The sequence below is a fragment of the Streptomyces sp. NPDC008139 genome (assembly GCF_042957025.1).
In the GTDB taxonomy this organism is placed as follows: Bacteria; Actinomycetota; Actinomycetes; order Streptomycetales; family Streptomycetaceae; genus Actinacidiphila.
Genome location: NZ_JBIBHM010000004.1, coordinates 366,226 through 379,916, shown reverse-complemented (window position 1 = coordinate 379,916; position 13,691 = coordinate 366,226). Strand labels below are relative to the sequence as shown.

General features: G+C 70.6%; 10 protein-coding genes. All 10 read left to right on the top strand.

What is annotated here, in order from left to right; genetic code table 11:
- Positions 1-58 precede the first annotated feature (58 nt).
- The 10 genes from ACFZBB_RS10570 (at position 59) to ACFZBB_RS10525 (ending at position 13,665) form a co-directional block, all read left to right on the top strand.
- Complete coding sequence (locus ACFZBB_RS10570; protein WP_188282657.1) at positions 59-1,273, top strand: ROK family protein; 1,215 nt, start codon at positions 59-61, stop codon at positions 1,271-1,273.
- 139 nt (positions 1,274-1,412) lie between these two features.
- On the top strand, positions 1,413-2,498 hold the full coding sequence (locus ACFZBB_RS10565) for a substrate-binding domain-containing protein (protein WP_391119884.1): 1,086 nt from the start codon (positions 1,413-1,415) through the stop codon (positions 2,496-2,498).
- 230 nt (positions 2,499-2,728) lie between these two features.
- Complete coding sequence (locus ACFZBB_RS10560) at positions 2,729-3,517, top strand: ATP-binding cassette domain-containing protein (RefSeq protein WP_188282659.1); 789 nt, start codon at positions 2,729-2,731, stop codon at positions 3,515-3,517.
- Positions 3,514-4,821: a sugar ABC transporter permease gene (locus tag ACFZBB_RS10555; RefSeq protein ID WP_391119882.1), complete on the top strand. Its 1,308-nt coding sequence runs from the start codon at positions 3,514-3,516 to the stop codon at positions 4,819-4,821. Before ACFZBB_RS10560 ends, ACFZBB_RS10555 begins: the two co-directional genes overlap by 4 nt.
- 302 nt (positions 4,822-5,123) lie before the next feature.
- Positions 5,124-7,049 (top strand): 1-deoxy-D-xylulose-5-phosphate synthase, encoded by a 1,926-nt coding sequence (dxs, locus tag ACFZBB_RS10550; protein ID WP_391119880.1) that lies wholly within the window; start codon positions 5,124-5,126, stop codon positions 7,047-7,049.
- A gap of 220 nt (positions 7,050-7,269) precedes the next feature.
- Complete coding sequence (locus ACFZBB_RS10545; RefSeq protein WP_391119878.1) at positions 7,270-8,775, top strand: amino acid permease; 1,506 nt, start codon at positions 7,270-7,272, stop codon at positions 8,773-8,775.
- Positions 8,776-10,323, top strand: coding sequence for a glycosyltransferase (locus ACFZBB_RS10540; RefSeq protein ID WP_391119876.1), 1,548 nt, complete (start codon positions 8,776-8,778; stop codon positions 10,321-10,323).
- A 43-nt stretch (positions 10,324-10,366) separates the two neighbouring features.
- Positions 10,367-11,233 carry a thioredoxin domain-containing protein gene (locus tag ACFZBB_RS10535; protein ID WP_391119874.1) on the top strand — a complete coding sequence of 289 codons (867 nt, stop codon included), beginning with the start codon at positions 10,367-10,369 and terminating at the stop codon, positions 11,231-11,233.
- A 180-nt stretch (positions 11,234-11,413) separates the two neighbouring features.
- Positions 11,414-12,676 (top strand): peptidoglycan-binding protein, encoded by a 1,263-nt coding sequence (locus ACFZBB_RS10530; RefSeq protein ID WP_391119872.1) that lies wholly within the window; start codon positions 11,414-11,416, stop codon positions 12,674-12,676.
- Positions 12,673-13,665, top strand: coding sequence for an SPFH domain-containing protein (locus ACFZBB_RS10525; RefSeq protein WP_391119870.1), 993 nt, complete (start codon positions 12,673-12,675; stop codon positions 13,663-13,665). The genes ACFZBB_RS10530 and ACFZBB_RS10525 overlap by 4 nt, the downstream gene beginning before the upstream one ends.
- The last annotated feature ends 26 nt before the right edge of the window (positions 13,666-13,691 follow it).

The following is a 13,691-nucleotide window of genomic DNA, read 5'->3' as shown; positions in this document are numbered from 1 at the left end:
CATCGGTCCGGGTCCCCGTCCGTGCGGGCAGCCGGGACGCTCCGGCTGCCGGGCAGGAGTGGATGTCGTGGTCGAGACTCCGGGATCGCAGTCGTCGCTGCACCGGGCCAACCTGGAACGCGTCGTGCGTGCCGTACGGCTGGCCGGGTCACTCACCCAGGCGGAGATCGCGCGCAGCACCGGCCTGTCGGCCGCGACGGTCTCCAACATCGTCCGCGAACTGCGGGACAACGGCACGGTGCAGGTGACGTCGACCTCTTCGGGTGGTCGGCGGGCCCGCAGCGTGGCGCTGTCCGGTGACGCCGGCATCGTCGTAGGAGTCGATTTCGGCCATTCGCATCTCCGGGTCGCGGTCGGCAATCTGGCCCATCAGGTGCTGGCCGAGCAGTCCGAGCCGATCGACGTGGACGCCTCCGCCTCCCAGGGCTTCGACCGCGCCGAGCAACTCGTCGCGCGGCTGGTGGAGTCCACCGGGATCAACCCCGACAAGGTGCTCGGGGTGGGTCTGGGCGTGCCGGGGCCGATCGACGTGGAGTCCGGGACGCTCGGGTCGACCGCGATTCTGCCCGGCTGGAGCGGTATCAACCCCCGTCAGGAGCTGACCGACCGGCTCGGTGTGCCCGTCCAGGTGGACAACGACGCGAATCTGGGCGCACTGGGCGAGTTGGTCTGGGGCGGCGGCCGGGGCGTGAAGGACCTGGCGTACATCAAGGTCGCCAGCGGAGTCGGCGCGGGCCTGGTGATCGACGGCAGGATCTACCGCGGACCGGGGGGCACGGCGGGTGAAATCGGCCACATCACCCTCGACGAGTCGGGTCCGGTGTGCCGGTGCGGCAACCGCGGCTGCCTGGAGACCTTCACCGCCGCGCGCTACGTGCTCGAACTCCTGCGCGGAAGCCACGGAGACGGCCTGACGGTCCCGAAGATGGTGCAGCTCGCACGCGAGGGCGACCCCGGCTGCCGTCGCGTGATCGGTGACGTGGGCCGCCACATAGGCATGGGTGTGGCCAGTCTCTGCAACCTCTTGAACCCCAGCAGGGTCGTGCTGGGCGGGGACTTGGCCGAGGCGGGGGAGCTGGTGCTCGGCCCGATAAGGGAGTCCGTGTCGCGGTACGCGATCCCCAGCGCCGCCCAACGGCTGTCCGTGGTGCCCGGGTCGCTGGGTGCCCGCGCGGAGGTTTTGGGAGCACTTGCCCTGGTGCTGAGTGAGATGGGTGACTCTACACTTTTGGATGGAAATGCCCCGGTTGATACACCCGCCTTTTCGGCATAACTGAGCGTTCACACAGCTAACGAAACGGGTCGTTGCCATCTCGTTAAGTGTTTACTTCTTGACGGCATGGCGTCAGCCGGAGTTGACTCACGAGCACCTCGGCCGCGGTGTTGCGGCCCTGTCAGGGAGGCAACCTCACATGAACGCAATGACGCGTCGAATCGCCGTCGGGACGGTCGCTGTTTCGATCGCGCTCACGATGGCCGCTTGTGGCAAGGCGGGCGACAAGTCGTCCGACAGCAGCAGCAAGGACAAGACCATCGGCCTGCTGCTCCCGGAGAACGCGACCACCCGGTACGAGAAGTTCGACCGGCCCCTGATCGAGGCGAAGGTCAAGGAGCTGTGCTCCGACTGCAAGGTCGACTACGCCAACGCCGCCGGTGACCCCGCCAAGCAGGCGCAGCAGGTCAGCAGCATGATCGCCAAGGGCGTCAAGGTTCTCATCCTGGACGCGCAGGACTCGGTCGGCATCCAGTCCTCGGTCCAGGCCGCGGTCGACAAGGGCATCAAGGTCGTCGCGTACGACCGCCTCGCGCAGGGCCCGGTCTCGGCCTACGTCTCCTACGACAACGAGAAGATCGGCGAGCTCCAGGGCCAGGCGCTCCTCAACGCCATGGGCGCCGAGGCCAAGCCGACCTCGAAGATCGTCATGATCGACGGCGACCCGGCCGACCCGAACGCCGCCTCCTTCAAGGCCGGCGCCCACAAGATCCTCGACGGCAAGGTGAACATCGCCTACGAGCAGTCGGGTCTGTGGAAGGACACCGTCGCCAACCAGAAGGTCACCGCGGCGATCACCCAGCTCGGCAAGGCCAACATCAAGGGCGTCTACTCGGCCAACGACGGCATGGCCGGCGGTATCGCCACCGCCCTCAAGGGCGCCGGCATCAACCCGCCGCTGACCGGCCAGGACGCCGAACTGCCCGGCATCCAGCGGATCCTCGCGGGCACCCAGGCCGCGACGATCTACAAGGCGTACCAGCCGGAGGCCGACGCCACCGCCCAGATCGCGGTCGCGCTGCTCGAGGGCAAGGACTTCAAGGACGTCGCCGACACCACCGCCAAGAGCGGCTCGGGTCAGACGGTCCCCGCCCACCTCATCGGCGCCGTCGCGGTGACCAAGGAGAACATCAAGGACACGGTCATCAAGGACAAGCTGTACACCGTGGCCCAGATCTGCACCGCCGAGTTCGCCCAGGCGTGCAAGGACGCGGGCATCCAGTAGTACCCAGGGCCTCGGCCCGCCCCCGAAAGACCTGTCCGGTGCCCCGCCCCAACCATTCCACCCCGCTGCCGGGGCGGGGCACCGGACGGAAACGCTTCCGGGGTAGAGCGTTCGGGGAAGGGGTATGAGCCCGTTCCCCGTTGACTGATGTCATCCCAGTGCTTTATTGCACGTCCCCCGCGGCTGTCCCCCCAGTACGCGGTATCCCCGCCGGTCAGGCGGCGAAGGAGATGGTTCACGTGTCCGCTACGCCCGTGCTGGCGTTGCGCGGAGTCTCCAAGCGATTCGGTGCGGTTCAGGCCCTCACCGATGTCGAGTTGGAGGTCCACGCCGGAGAAGTTGTCGCCCTGGTGGGCGACAACGGAGCCGGTAAGTCCACACTGGTCAAGACGATCGCCGGTGTGCACCCCATCGACGAAGGCGTCATCGAATGGGAGGGCAAGGCGGTCAGCATCAACCGGCCGCAGGACGCCCAGAGCCTCGGCATCGCCACCACGTACCAGGACCTCGCGCTCTGCGACAACCTCGACGTGGTCGGCAACCTCTATCTCGGACGGGAGATCCTCCGGGTCGGAGTGCTCGACGAGGTCACGATGGAAAGGCGTGCGCGCGAGCTGCTCAACACGCTGTCCATCCGGATCCCCAGCGTGCGGATCCCGATCGCCAGCCTCTCCGGCGGTCAGCGGCAGGTCGTGGCCATCGCCCGCGCCCTGATCGGCGAGCCCAAGGTCGTCATCCTCGACGAGCCCACCGCCGCCCTCGGCGTCGAGCAGACCGCCCAGGTCCTCGACCTGGTCGAGCGGCTGCGCGAGCGCGGCCTCGGCGTGATTCTCATCAGCCACAACATGGCTGACGTGACGGCGGTCGCGGACACCGTCCACGTGCTGCGCCTGGGCAGGAACAACGGGTCCTTCCCGGTCAAGGGCACCACGAACGAGCAGATCATCGCGGCCATCACCGGAGCCACGGACAACGCCGTGACCCGCCGTCAGTCGCGCAATGTGGAGGCGGCGAAGTGAGCGACAAGACCACCCTGTCGAAGGCCGACGAGGAGCCGCCGGCCGCTCCGGCCGACGAAATGGCGCCGCCCGCGGTCGAGGTCATCGACCCCCGGCTGCTGGTCCGCCAAGAGGGCTTCAAGGGCTACATCACCGAGTTCAAGCGCAAGCTCAAGGGCGGTGAACTGGGCTCGCTGCCCGTCATCGTCGGCCTGATCATCATCTGGACCGTGTTCCAGCTGAAGGACAGCCTGTTCCTCAGCTCGACCAACATGGTCAACATCAGCTACTTCCTGGCCGCCACCGGCATGATCGCGGTCGGCCTGGTCTTCGTGCTGCTGCTCGGTGAGATCGACCTGTCGGTCGCCTCGGTCAGCGGTCTGTCGGCCGCGATCTTCGCGATCTTCTCCACCACACACGGCATGAACATGTGGCTGGCGATGATCCTCACGGTCCTCACCGGCATCGGCATCGGCGCGATCCACGGCTTCTTCTTCGCCAAGATCGGCGTCCCCGCCTTCGTGGTCACCCTCGCGGGCAACCTCGGCTGGAACGGCCTGATGCTGTGGCTGCTCGGCTCCACCGGCTCGCTGTCCATCCAGGACAAGGGCCCGATGCACATCCTGGGCCAGCGCTCCTTCTTCATGGACCAGGACATCGCCGGCGCCTACATCCTGGCGACCGTCGGTGTCGTCGCGCTGCTCGCCGGTTCGCTGATCGAGCAGACCCGCCGCCGCAAGGCGGGCGTCCCGTTCCGCCCCACCAGCGAGATCGCGCTGCGCACCGTCGCCCTGGCCGTCGTGGCCTACGTGGCCGCGTACGTGCTCAACAAGTCCGCCGGTGTGCCGAACGCCCTGGTGATCTTCCTGGTCGCCCTGGTCATCTGCGACTTCGTCCTGCGCCGCACGCCCTTCGGCCGCAAGGTCTTCGCGGTCGGCGGCAGCATCGAGGCCGCCCGCCGCGCCGGTATCAACGTGGCGCTGATCCGGATCGCGGTCTTCGCGATCTCCGGCGGCTTCGCCGCCATCGGCGGTCTCTTCCTGGCCGCCCAGACCTACACCGCGACGCTCGCCGCCGGTACCGGCAACCTGCTGATGCTGGCGATCGCCGCCGCGGTCATCGGCGGCACCAGCCTCTTCGGCGGTCGCGGCAACGTCTGGTCGGCGCTGCTCGGCATGCTGGTCATCCAGTCCATCCAGACCGGACTCGACCTGCTCAACATGAACACCTCGATCCAGTACATGATCACCGGCGCCGTTCTGCTCGCCGCCGTGGTCATCGACTCGGTCTCGCGCCGTACGCAGAAGACCTCCGGCCGCGCGTAGCGGCACCGCGTACGACGGCGGCGCGCGTAACGGCTCGTAACAACGCGGGCGGACACGCGCACCGCGGCAGCACCTCGAACCGCCGGGCGGACCTGGAAATCCAGGTCCGCCCGGCGGTTCGCCGTTGCCGTGCCGTGACATACATCGCACAGGGCGGCCGACAGCCTTGGAACCGGAAGATTAGACTCGTCGGATCGGCCGTATCGAAGCGATCCGGCCGTGTCGGCGACCACGTCGGCAAACCGTGGGACAGACCTTCGACAGGTGCCGACAGGTACCGACGGCAGCAGAGGGAGGAACGGGTGGCAGTGCTGACCCGTATCAACGGACCGCGCGACCTCGACCGGCTCAGCCAGCAGCAGCTCGTGGAGCTGGCGGGGGAGATCCGTACCTTCCTCGTCGACGCGGTGTCCAAGACCGGCGGGCACCTCGGCCCCAACCTCGGTGTGGTCGAGCTGACCATCGCCCTGCACCGCACCTTCCACTCGCCCGTCGACCGGATCCTCTTCGACACCGGCCACCAGGCGTACGTGCACAAACTGCTCACCGGACGCAAGGACTTCGCGAAGCTCAAGAGCAAGGGCGGCCTGTCCGGCTACCCGTCGCGCGCCGAGTCCGAGCACGACGTGATCGAGAACAGCCACGCCTCCACCGTCCTCGGCTGGGCCGACGGTCTCGCCAAGGCCAACGAGGTGCTCGGCCGCACCGACCACGTGGTCGCCGTGATCGGCGACGGCGCGCTCACCGGCGGCATGGCCTGGGAGGCGCTGAACAACATCGCCGCCGCCCAGGACCGCCCGCTGATCATCGTCGTCAACGACAACGAGCGGTCCTACGCGCCGACCATCGGCGGCCTCGCGGACCACCTGGCGACCCTGCGCACCACCGACGGCTACGAGCGCTTCCTGTCCCGTACCAAGGACCTCCTGGAGCGCACCCCGCTGATCGGCCAGCCGCTCTACGAGACGCTGCACGGCGCGAAGAAGGGCCTGAAGGACTTCATCGCCCCGCAGGGCATGTTCGAGGACCTCGGCCTGAAGTACGTCGGCCCGATCGACGGCCACGACGTGGAGGCGCTGGAGTCCGCGCTGCTGCGCGCCAAGCGGTTCGGCGGCCCGGTCATCGTGCACTGCATCACCGAGAAGGGCCGCGGCTACAAGCCCGCCGAGCAGGACGAGGCCGACCGCTTCCACGGCATCGGCCCGATCCACCCCGACACCGGTCTGCCGGTCGCCGCCGCGGGCGCCGACTGGACGTCCGTCTTCGGTGACGAGATGGTCGCGCTCGGCAAGGAGCGCGACGACATCGTCGCCATCACCGCCGCGATGCTCCAGCCGGTCGGCCTGGAGAAGTTCGCCAAGGCGTTCCCCGACCGGGTCTACGACGTCGGCATCGCCGAACAGCACGGCGCGACCTCGGCCGCGGGCCTGGCAACGGGCGGACTGCACCCGGTCTTCGCGGTCTACGCGACCTTCCTCAACCGCGCCTTCGACCAGGTCCTGATGGACGTGGCCCTGCACAAGTGCGGTGTCACCTTCGTCCTGGACCGGGCGGGCGTCACCGGCAGCGACGGCGCCTCGCACAACGGCATGTGGGACATGTCGATCCTCCAGGTCGTGCCGGGACTGCGGATCGCCGCCCCGCGCGACGCCGACCAGGTACGCGCCCAGCTCCGCGAGGCCGTCGCGGTGGACGACGCGCCGACCGTGGTGCGCTACTCCAAGGGCGCGGTCGGCCCGGCCGTCGCCGCCGTCGGCCGGATCGGCGGCATGGACGTGCTGCGCGAGCCGTCCGAGGGCGAGCGCCCCGACGTCCTGCTGGTCTCGGTCGGCGCCCTCGCGCCGATGTGCCTGGAGATCGCCGGTCTGCTGGACGCGCAGGGCATCACCACCACCGTGGTCGACCCGCGCTGGGTCAAGCCGGTGGACGAGGCGCTGCCCGGCCTGGCCGCCAAGCACCGCGTCGTGGTCACCGTCGAGGACAACGGGCGGGTGGGCGGCGTCGGTTCCGCCGTCGCGCAGGCGCTGCGCGACGCGGAGGTGGACGTGCCGCTGCGCGACTTCGGCATCCCGCAGCGCTTCCTCGACCACGGCTCCCGCAAGGACGTGATGGCCGACATCGGGCTCACCGCGCCGGACATCGCCCGCCAGGTGACCGGCCTGGTCGCCACCATCGACGGCCGCTTCGCGGACGACGCGGACCACGCGCGCGAGATCGCCCGCGACTGATCCCACCGCCCGCCCGCCCCTCGCCGGGGACACGGCGGCGCACCCGTACGACGCGGGGGTCCACCCATATGGGTGGACCCCCCTCTTCCATCGGCGTACGCGTAGGCGCGCCTATTCGGGTGAGACGGACCTCCGGAGTGCAGTAACGCAGTAGCGGCTGCCGACCGACGGAATCGACCGGCCGAACCGACCGGCCGCCGGACGATCTGGAGGTGTGACGGTGGACACCGACACGCGTGACGACACGGCCCCCCGACCCCGGGGGGTGTTCCGCACCAAGAGCATCGAACAGTCGATCGCGGACACCGAGGAGCCGGAACACGGCCTGCGCAAGGAGCTGTCCGCGCTCGACCTGATCGTCTACGGGGTCGGCGTCATCGTCGGCACCGGCATCTTCGTGGTCACCGGCTCGGTAGCCAAGGACTACGCGGGGCCCGCCGTCGCGCTCGCTTTCGTCGTCTCCGCGGTCGTCTGCGGCCTGGCCGGGCTCTGCTACGCCGAGTTCGCCTCGACCGTGCCGGTGGCCGGATCGGCGTACACCTTCAGCTACGCCTCCATCGGCGAACTGCCCGCCTGGATCATCGGCTGGGACCTGATCCTCGAACTGGCGCTGGGCGCGGGCGTGGTGGCGGGCGGCTGGTCCGGCTACATGGCCAATCTGCTGTCGCACTTCGGCATCGACATCCCCAAGGTCCTCACCCACGACGGCGGCGGCTTCGGCTTCGACCTGCTGGCCGCGGTGCTCGTGCTGGTGCTCACCGGCATCGTGATGGCCGGAATGAAGCTGTCCGCGCGGGTCACGACGCTGATCGTCGCCGTCAAGGTGACCGTGGTGCTGCTGGTGATCTTCGCCGGGCTGTTCTTCATCACCGGCAGCAACTACCACCCGTTCCTCCCGGCGTCGAAGGCCAACACCGGCAGCGGCTCCGACCTGCACGCGCCGCTGGTGCAGATGATCTTCGGCTTCACCCCGTCCTCGTTCGGCGTGATGGGCATCTTCTCCGCCGCCGCCGTGGTCTTCTTCGCCTTCATCGGCTTCGACATCGTCGCCACCGCCGCCGAGGAGACCAAGAAGCCGCAGCGGGACATGCCGCGCGGCATCCTCGGCTCGCTGGTGATCTGCACCGTGCTGTACGTGGCGGTCTCGCTCGTCGTCACCGGCATGCAGAAGTACTCGGAGCTGGACACCACCGCGCCGCTGGCGTCCGCCTTCAAGTCGGTCGGCGCGCCCTTCTGGTCCGGTCTGATCAGCTTCGGCGCGGCCGTCGGCCTGACCTCCGTGGTGATGATCCTGCTGATGGGGCAGACCCGCGTGTTCTTCGCGATGAGCCGCGACGGGCTGCTGCCGCGCGCCTTTTCCCAGGTGCACCCGAAGTTCGGCACCCCCTACCGCACCACGGTGCTGCTCGGCGTGATCGTCGCGCTGATCGCCGGATTCTTCACCGTCGGCGAACTGGAGGAGATGGTCAACGTCGGGACGCTCTTCGCGTTCGTCGTCGTCGCCATCGGCGTCGTCGTGCTCCGCCGCACGCGCCCCGACCTGCCGCGCGCCTTCCGCGCCCCCTGGGTGCCCGTCCTGCCGGTGGCCTCGGTGTGCGCGTCCCTGTGGCTGATGCTCAACCTCAGCGTGGAGACCTGGCTGCGGTTCGCCGTATGGATGGTGATCGGCTTCGTCATCTACTTCGGCTACGGCCGCTCCCACAGCAGGCTGGGCCGCGGGCGCTAAGTGCAGCCGACGAGCGCGGTACTGGCGGCGCGGCCGGCCGTACCCGCGGTTGCCCCCGGCCGCCGCGACCGGCGCTACTGGTCGCGGCTGGCCGCGCTGCTCGCGGTGCTCACCGTCCTGCTGCGCCTGCCGTCCTTCGCCCGCCCGGTGTGGAATCCCGACGAGGGCTATCTGGCCGTCCAGGCGCGGCTGCTGGCGCACGGCGGCGTGCTGTACGACACGGTGGTCGACCGCAAGCCGCCGCTGCTGCCGTGGCTGTACCAGGGGCTCTTCGCGGTCTTCGGCGACGGTTCGCTGTGGCCGCCGCGCGCGGCCGCGCTGCTGGCGCACCTGGCGACCGCGCTGCTGCTGGCCGCGGTCGCCCGCCGCCGCTGGGGCGACCGCCCGGGGGCGGCGGCGGGTGCGGGATATCTGCTGCTGTCGATCGGCCTCGCCCCCGAGGACACCCTGGCGGCCACCTTCGAGGTCTTCATACTCCCGTGGACCGCCGCCGCCGTCTGGTGCGCCGACCGGTCCCGCTGGGGACTGGCGGGCGTGGCCGTGGCGGGCGCGGCCCTGACCAAGCAGACCGGCGCGGTGATACTGCTCCCGGTGGCCTGGACGCTGTGGCGGGCGGCGCGGGCCGGACGCGCCCCGGCGCTCGCGGGCGCGCTGCGGCTCTGCCTCGGCTTCGCGCTGCCGGTCGGCGCCGTGGCCCTGCTGACCGGACCCGGCCGCTTCCTGTTCTGGACGGTCACCGGCTCCGCCGAGTACGTCTCGCCGCGCGGCGCCTGGCTGACCGGGCTGAGCCGGGCGGTGGGCGGCGCCAGCGTCCTGGCGGTGGCCGCCGCCGGGATGCTGCTGGCCGCGGGCGCCGCCTGGGCGCTGCGCCGCCGCCCGGTCCCCGCCGACCTGTGGGTGTGGCTGGCCGCCTCCGGGGTGGCCGTGGTCTCCGGCTTCCAGTTCTACGGCCACTACTTCCTCCAGATGGTGCCGCCGCTGGTGCTGATCGGCGTGGCCGCCGTCCGCGCGCTGCCCCGGCTGCGCGCCGCCGTCACCTGCTGGACGGCCCTGGCCTGCGCCGGATTCCTGGTCTGGGACCTGGCCGCGCCGAGCCGCGAGCTGGATCACGCGGTCACCGTCGCCGCCGCGGTCCGCGCGCACACCGCGCCCGACGACCGCGTCCTGGTGTGGGGCATACACCCCGAGACGTACTGGTTCGCCGACCGGCGGCCCGCCAGCCGCTATCTGACCGCGGGCTTCCTCACCAACTTCAGCGGCGGGCGCGGCGGGGTCCGGGTGGGGGAGCGGTACGCGGTCCCTGGCGCCTGGCGTGCCTTCGGCGCGGAATTCTCCGCGCACCCGCCCGCGCTGGTGGTCGACGACTCCCGCGGCGCCCCGTACGCGATCTCGCGCACGCCGACCCTGCGTGACCTGCTGGGTTCCGGCTACCGGCGGGTGGCGACGGTCGACGGCGCGGTCGTCTGGGCGCGCGAGGCCGCAGGACCGGCCGGGCGCGTCGGCGCCCAGGGGGGACCGGCTGGACGTGGCGCATGGGGACGATGGTAAAAAGGCGCGAGAGCTGGTGCGGCAATATCGAGGTGGCGTTGTCATGACGGAGTCCAAGGGACCCGGGAACCAGGACCGTGCGAAGGACGGGGGGAGCAAGCCCAAGCGCAAGTCCCTCCTGGACCGGGTACGGCCCTACGCGGTCGGCACGACCGCGATCGTGGTGGTCTTCGGCGGGTCCGCGCTGATCGGCCAGCACGTACGCAGCACCAAGGACGACAAGGTGCGCGAGCCCTCGGGCGTCATCGCCGCGCCCATCGTGCCCACGGGCCCGGTGGACACCGCGTCGCCCAGCCCCAGCGCCACCCCCACGGGCCCCAAGCTCGGCCTGCCGGTGCGGCCGTCCGTGCCGGTCACGGTCACGATCTTCGTGGACCTGCGCAGCCCCGACTCCAAGGCGTTCGCCGACGAGTACCAGGCCACGCTGACGCAGTTGCTGACGACCGGCCAGGCGGAGCTCCAGTACCGCCTGGTGACCGCCTCCGACCAGCAGTACGGCGGTGAGGGCTCCAAGATCGCGGCCAACGCGGCGGCGTGCGCGCAGGACCAGAGCCGCTTCACGCAGTTCATGAAGGAGGTCTGGAAGCACCAGCCGGACCCGAAGAGCGACAGGCTGACCCACCTGAACTTCCTGAAGGAACTGGCCGTCAAGGCCGGGAAGATCAAGCTCAGCAACTTCGAGCCGTGCCTGGAGCAGGGCGACCACAACGGCTGGGTGCAGCAGTCGCAGAACGACTTCGCGAAGTCCGACCTCGGCTCGATCCCGGTGGTGGAGATCAACGGCACGCCGGTCAAGGACGTGCACTCCACGCTGACCCCGCAGAAGCTGCGCAAGATGGTGCTCGCCGAGGCCAAGCGCGTGATCGCGGTGCAGGCCACGCCGTCGGACACGCCCGCGCTGCTGGGCTGACGGACTGTCGGATTTCTCCGGCCGCTCCGTCTTCCTCACCGTTGTAGCTCCGCTGTCCCGCCGCTCCCCGCGGTCGGGTGTTTCGTGCCCTTGAATCATCGGTATGTCAGATTTCGTCAACTTTTAGGCGAAATCGGGTACTGAAGGCATGTGACCCCCGATCACGGAGGAGTGGTGCGCATGTCCATACCGGTGTTCGATGACGTCGAACCGCTGCCCGCCTGCGGTTGCGAGGAGTGCGCCCGCCGGCGCCTCACCGACTCGATGGCGCGCGACACCGGTGGACCGGCCACCGGCGCGACGACCCGTGTGGTGGTCGTGGCCGCCGCCGCGGGCGCCGCGCTGGGCAGCGCCGCCGGAGCGGTCGCCGCCGTGCCCCTGCCGTCGGAGGCCACCGCCTTCACCACGGGCCACGCCGCGCTCGCCGCCGCCCCCGCCACGGTCCCGGCCGCCACCCCCCTGCGGCTCACCCGCGACCAGATCATCCAGCGCGCCCGCACCTGGGCGGACGCCAAGGTGCCGTACAGCATGACCGCGTACTGGAAGGACGGATACCGGCAGGACTGCTCCGGCTTCGTCTCCATGGCCTGGGGGCTGGGCAGCAGCGCCTGGACCGGCAATCTGGCCAGCTACGGCGTCCGGATCAGCAAGGACGAGCTGATGCCCGGGGACATCCTGCTCTTCCACAACGCCGCCGACCCCGAACACGGGTCGCACACGATCATCTTCGACGGCTGGGTGGACGACGCGCACACCGCGTACACCGGCTACGAACAGACGGTCCCGGCCACCCGGGTCCGGACCACGCCGTACGCATACTGGTCCAATTCTGGGAAATACATTCCCTACCGGTACAAGTATCTGGCGGGTGGCAGCAGTTCGGGATCGGGGTCCGGTGGGTCGTCGGGTTCCACTGCCTTTCCCGGCACGTCCGCCTTCGGCCCCGGCGCCGACAACGCCAACGTCACCCGGCTCGGCACCATGCTGGTCGGCCGCGGCGCCAGCTCGTACTACAAGGTCGGTCCCGGACCGAAGTGGAGCGAGTCCGACCGTGGCGCGACCAGCGCCTTCCAGCGCGCCCAGGGCTGGTCGGGCAGCGACGCGGACGGGCTGCCCGGCCCCACGACATGGTCGTATCTCGTCCAGGACAAGGGCCGCGACATCTCCGGCGCCCCGCGGGCCTCCGGCGGCACCCCCGCCAAGGCCCCGGCCTACCCCGGCGCGGGCGCCTTCCGGCCCGGCCAGACCAACGACTCGGTACTCGCCCTCGGCAAACGGCTCGTCGCCAAGGGCTTCGGCAAGAACTACAAGGCGGGCCCCAGCCGTACATGGGGCGAGGCAGACCGGCGCAATGTCGAGGCGTTCCAGCGGTCCCTGGGCTGGACCGGGCGCGACGCGGACGGCTACCCCGGCCCCGAGACCTGGAGACGACTGTTCACGTGACGACATCTTCCACCGCCGCCGGGACGGGTCTGCCGGAGCAGACCCGCCCGGCCGCGCACAGCGGCGGCACCGAAGGCCACCCCGCCGCCGCCACCCCGCCGGAGCTCGTCGAACGGCCGGGGCCCTGCCTGCCCGGCTGGACCGCGACCGCCGTCGTACTCGCCGCGACCGCCGGCGTCTGCTGGCTGCTGTGGCGCGCCGGCGTCCTGCCCGCCGACGTCGCCGGCCGCCCCCTGCTGCCGCCCCCGCCCGGCGGCGGCTCCGCCAGCGGCCTGTGGAGCGGAGTCCTGCTGCTCGCCGCGGTCGCCGCCTTCGCCGCGGGCGGCCTCACCAGAGGCCGCAACGGCAGCGTCTGGGTGCTCACCCGGCACGGCTCCTACCGCGGCACGGTCCGCCGCACCGGCCTGCTCTGGATCAGCCCGCTGCTCACCCGCCGCAGGATCGACGTGTCCCTGCGGCACTGGCGCAGCCGCCCGATCGACGCGGTCGACGCCAACGGCACCCCGCTCCAGGTCAGCGTCCTGCTGGTGTGGCGGGTCAGGGACACCGCCAAGGCGGCCTTCGCCGTCGACGACCACAACCTCTTCCTGCGCGAGCAGGTCGAGGCCGCCGTCGCGCTGGCCGTCTCCCGGCACCCGGCCGACGACTTCCGCGGCGCCGCGCCCACCCTGCGCGACAGCGAACGGCTTGGCGACCACCTCACCAAGCTGATCGCCGCCGACCAGCGCCCGGTCGGCATCGAGGTCTTCTCGGCCACCCCGGTCCGCCTCGACTACGCCCCCGAGGTCGCCGCGGCCATGCGGCGCGCCCAGATCGCCGCGCTGGACGCCAAGCACCGCAGAGCCGTCCTCGACGACGTCCTGGCCACCGTCGCCGAGACCGTCCGCGGCATCACCGAGCGCGGCCTCGTCCAGCTCGACGACTACGAACGCAAGGCGCTGGTACGGGACCTGACGGTGGCGCTGTGCACGACCGTGCCGAAGAAGTGAGCCGCGCCGGGACCCGCGTGAGCTGA

Bases quoted from the DNA above. Each gene is read 5' to 3' on its own strand.
- ACFZBB_RS10565 (WP_391119884.1), top strand. From the start codon at position 1,413: ATGAACGCAATGACGCGTCGAATCGCCGTCGGGACGGTCGCTGTTTCG.
- ACFZBB_RS10560 (WP_188282659.1), top strand. From the start codon at position 2,729: ATGGTTCACGTGTCCGCTACGCCCGTGCTGGCGTTGCGCGGAGTCTCC.
- ACFZBB_RS10535 (WP_391119874.1), top strand. From the start codon at position 10,367: ATGACGGAGTCCAAGGGACCCGGGAACCAGGACCGTGCGAAGGACGGG.
- ACFZBB_RS10530 (WP_391119872.1), top strand. From the start codon at position 11,414: ATGTCCATACCGGTGTTCGATGACGTCGAACCGCTGCCCGCCTGCGGT.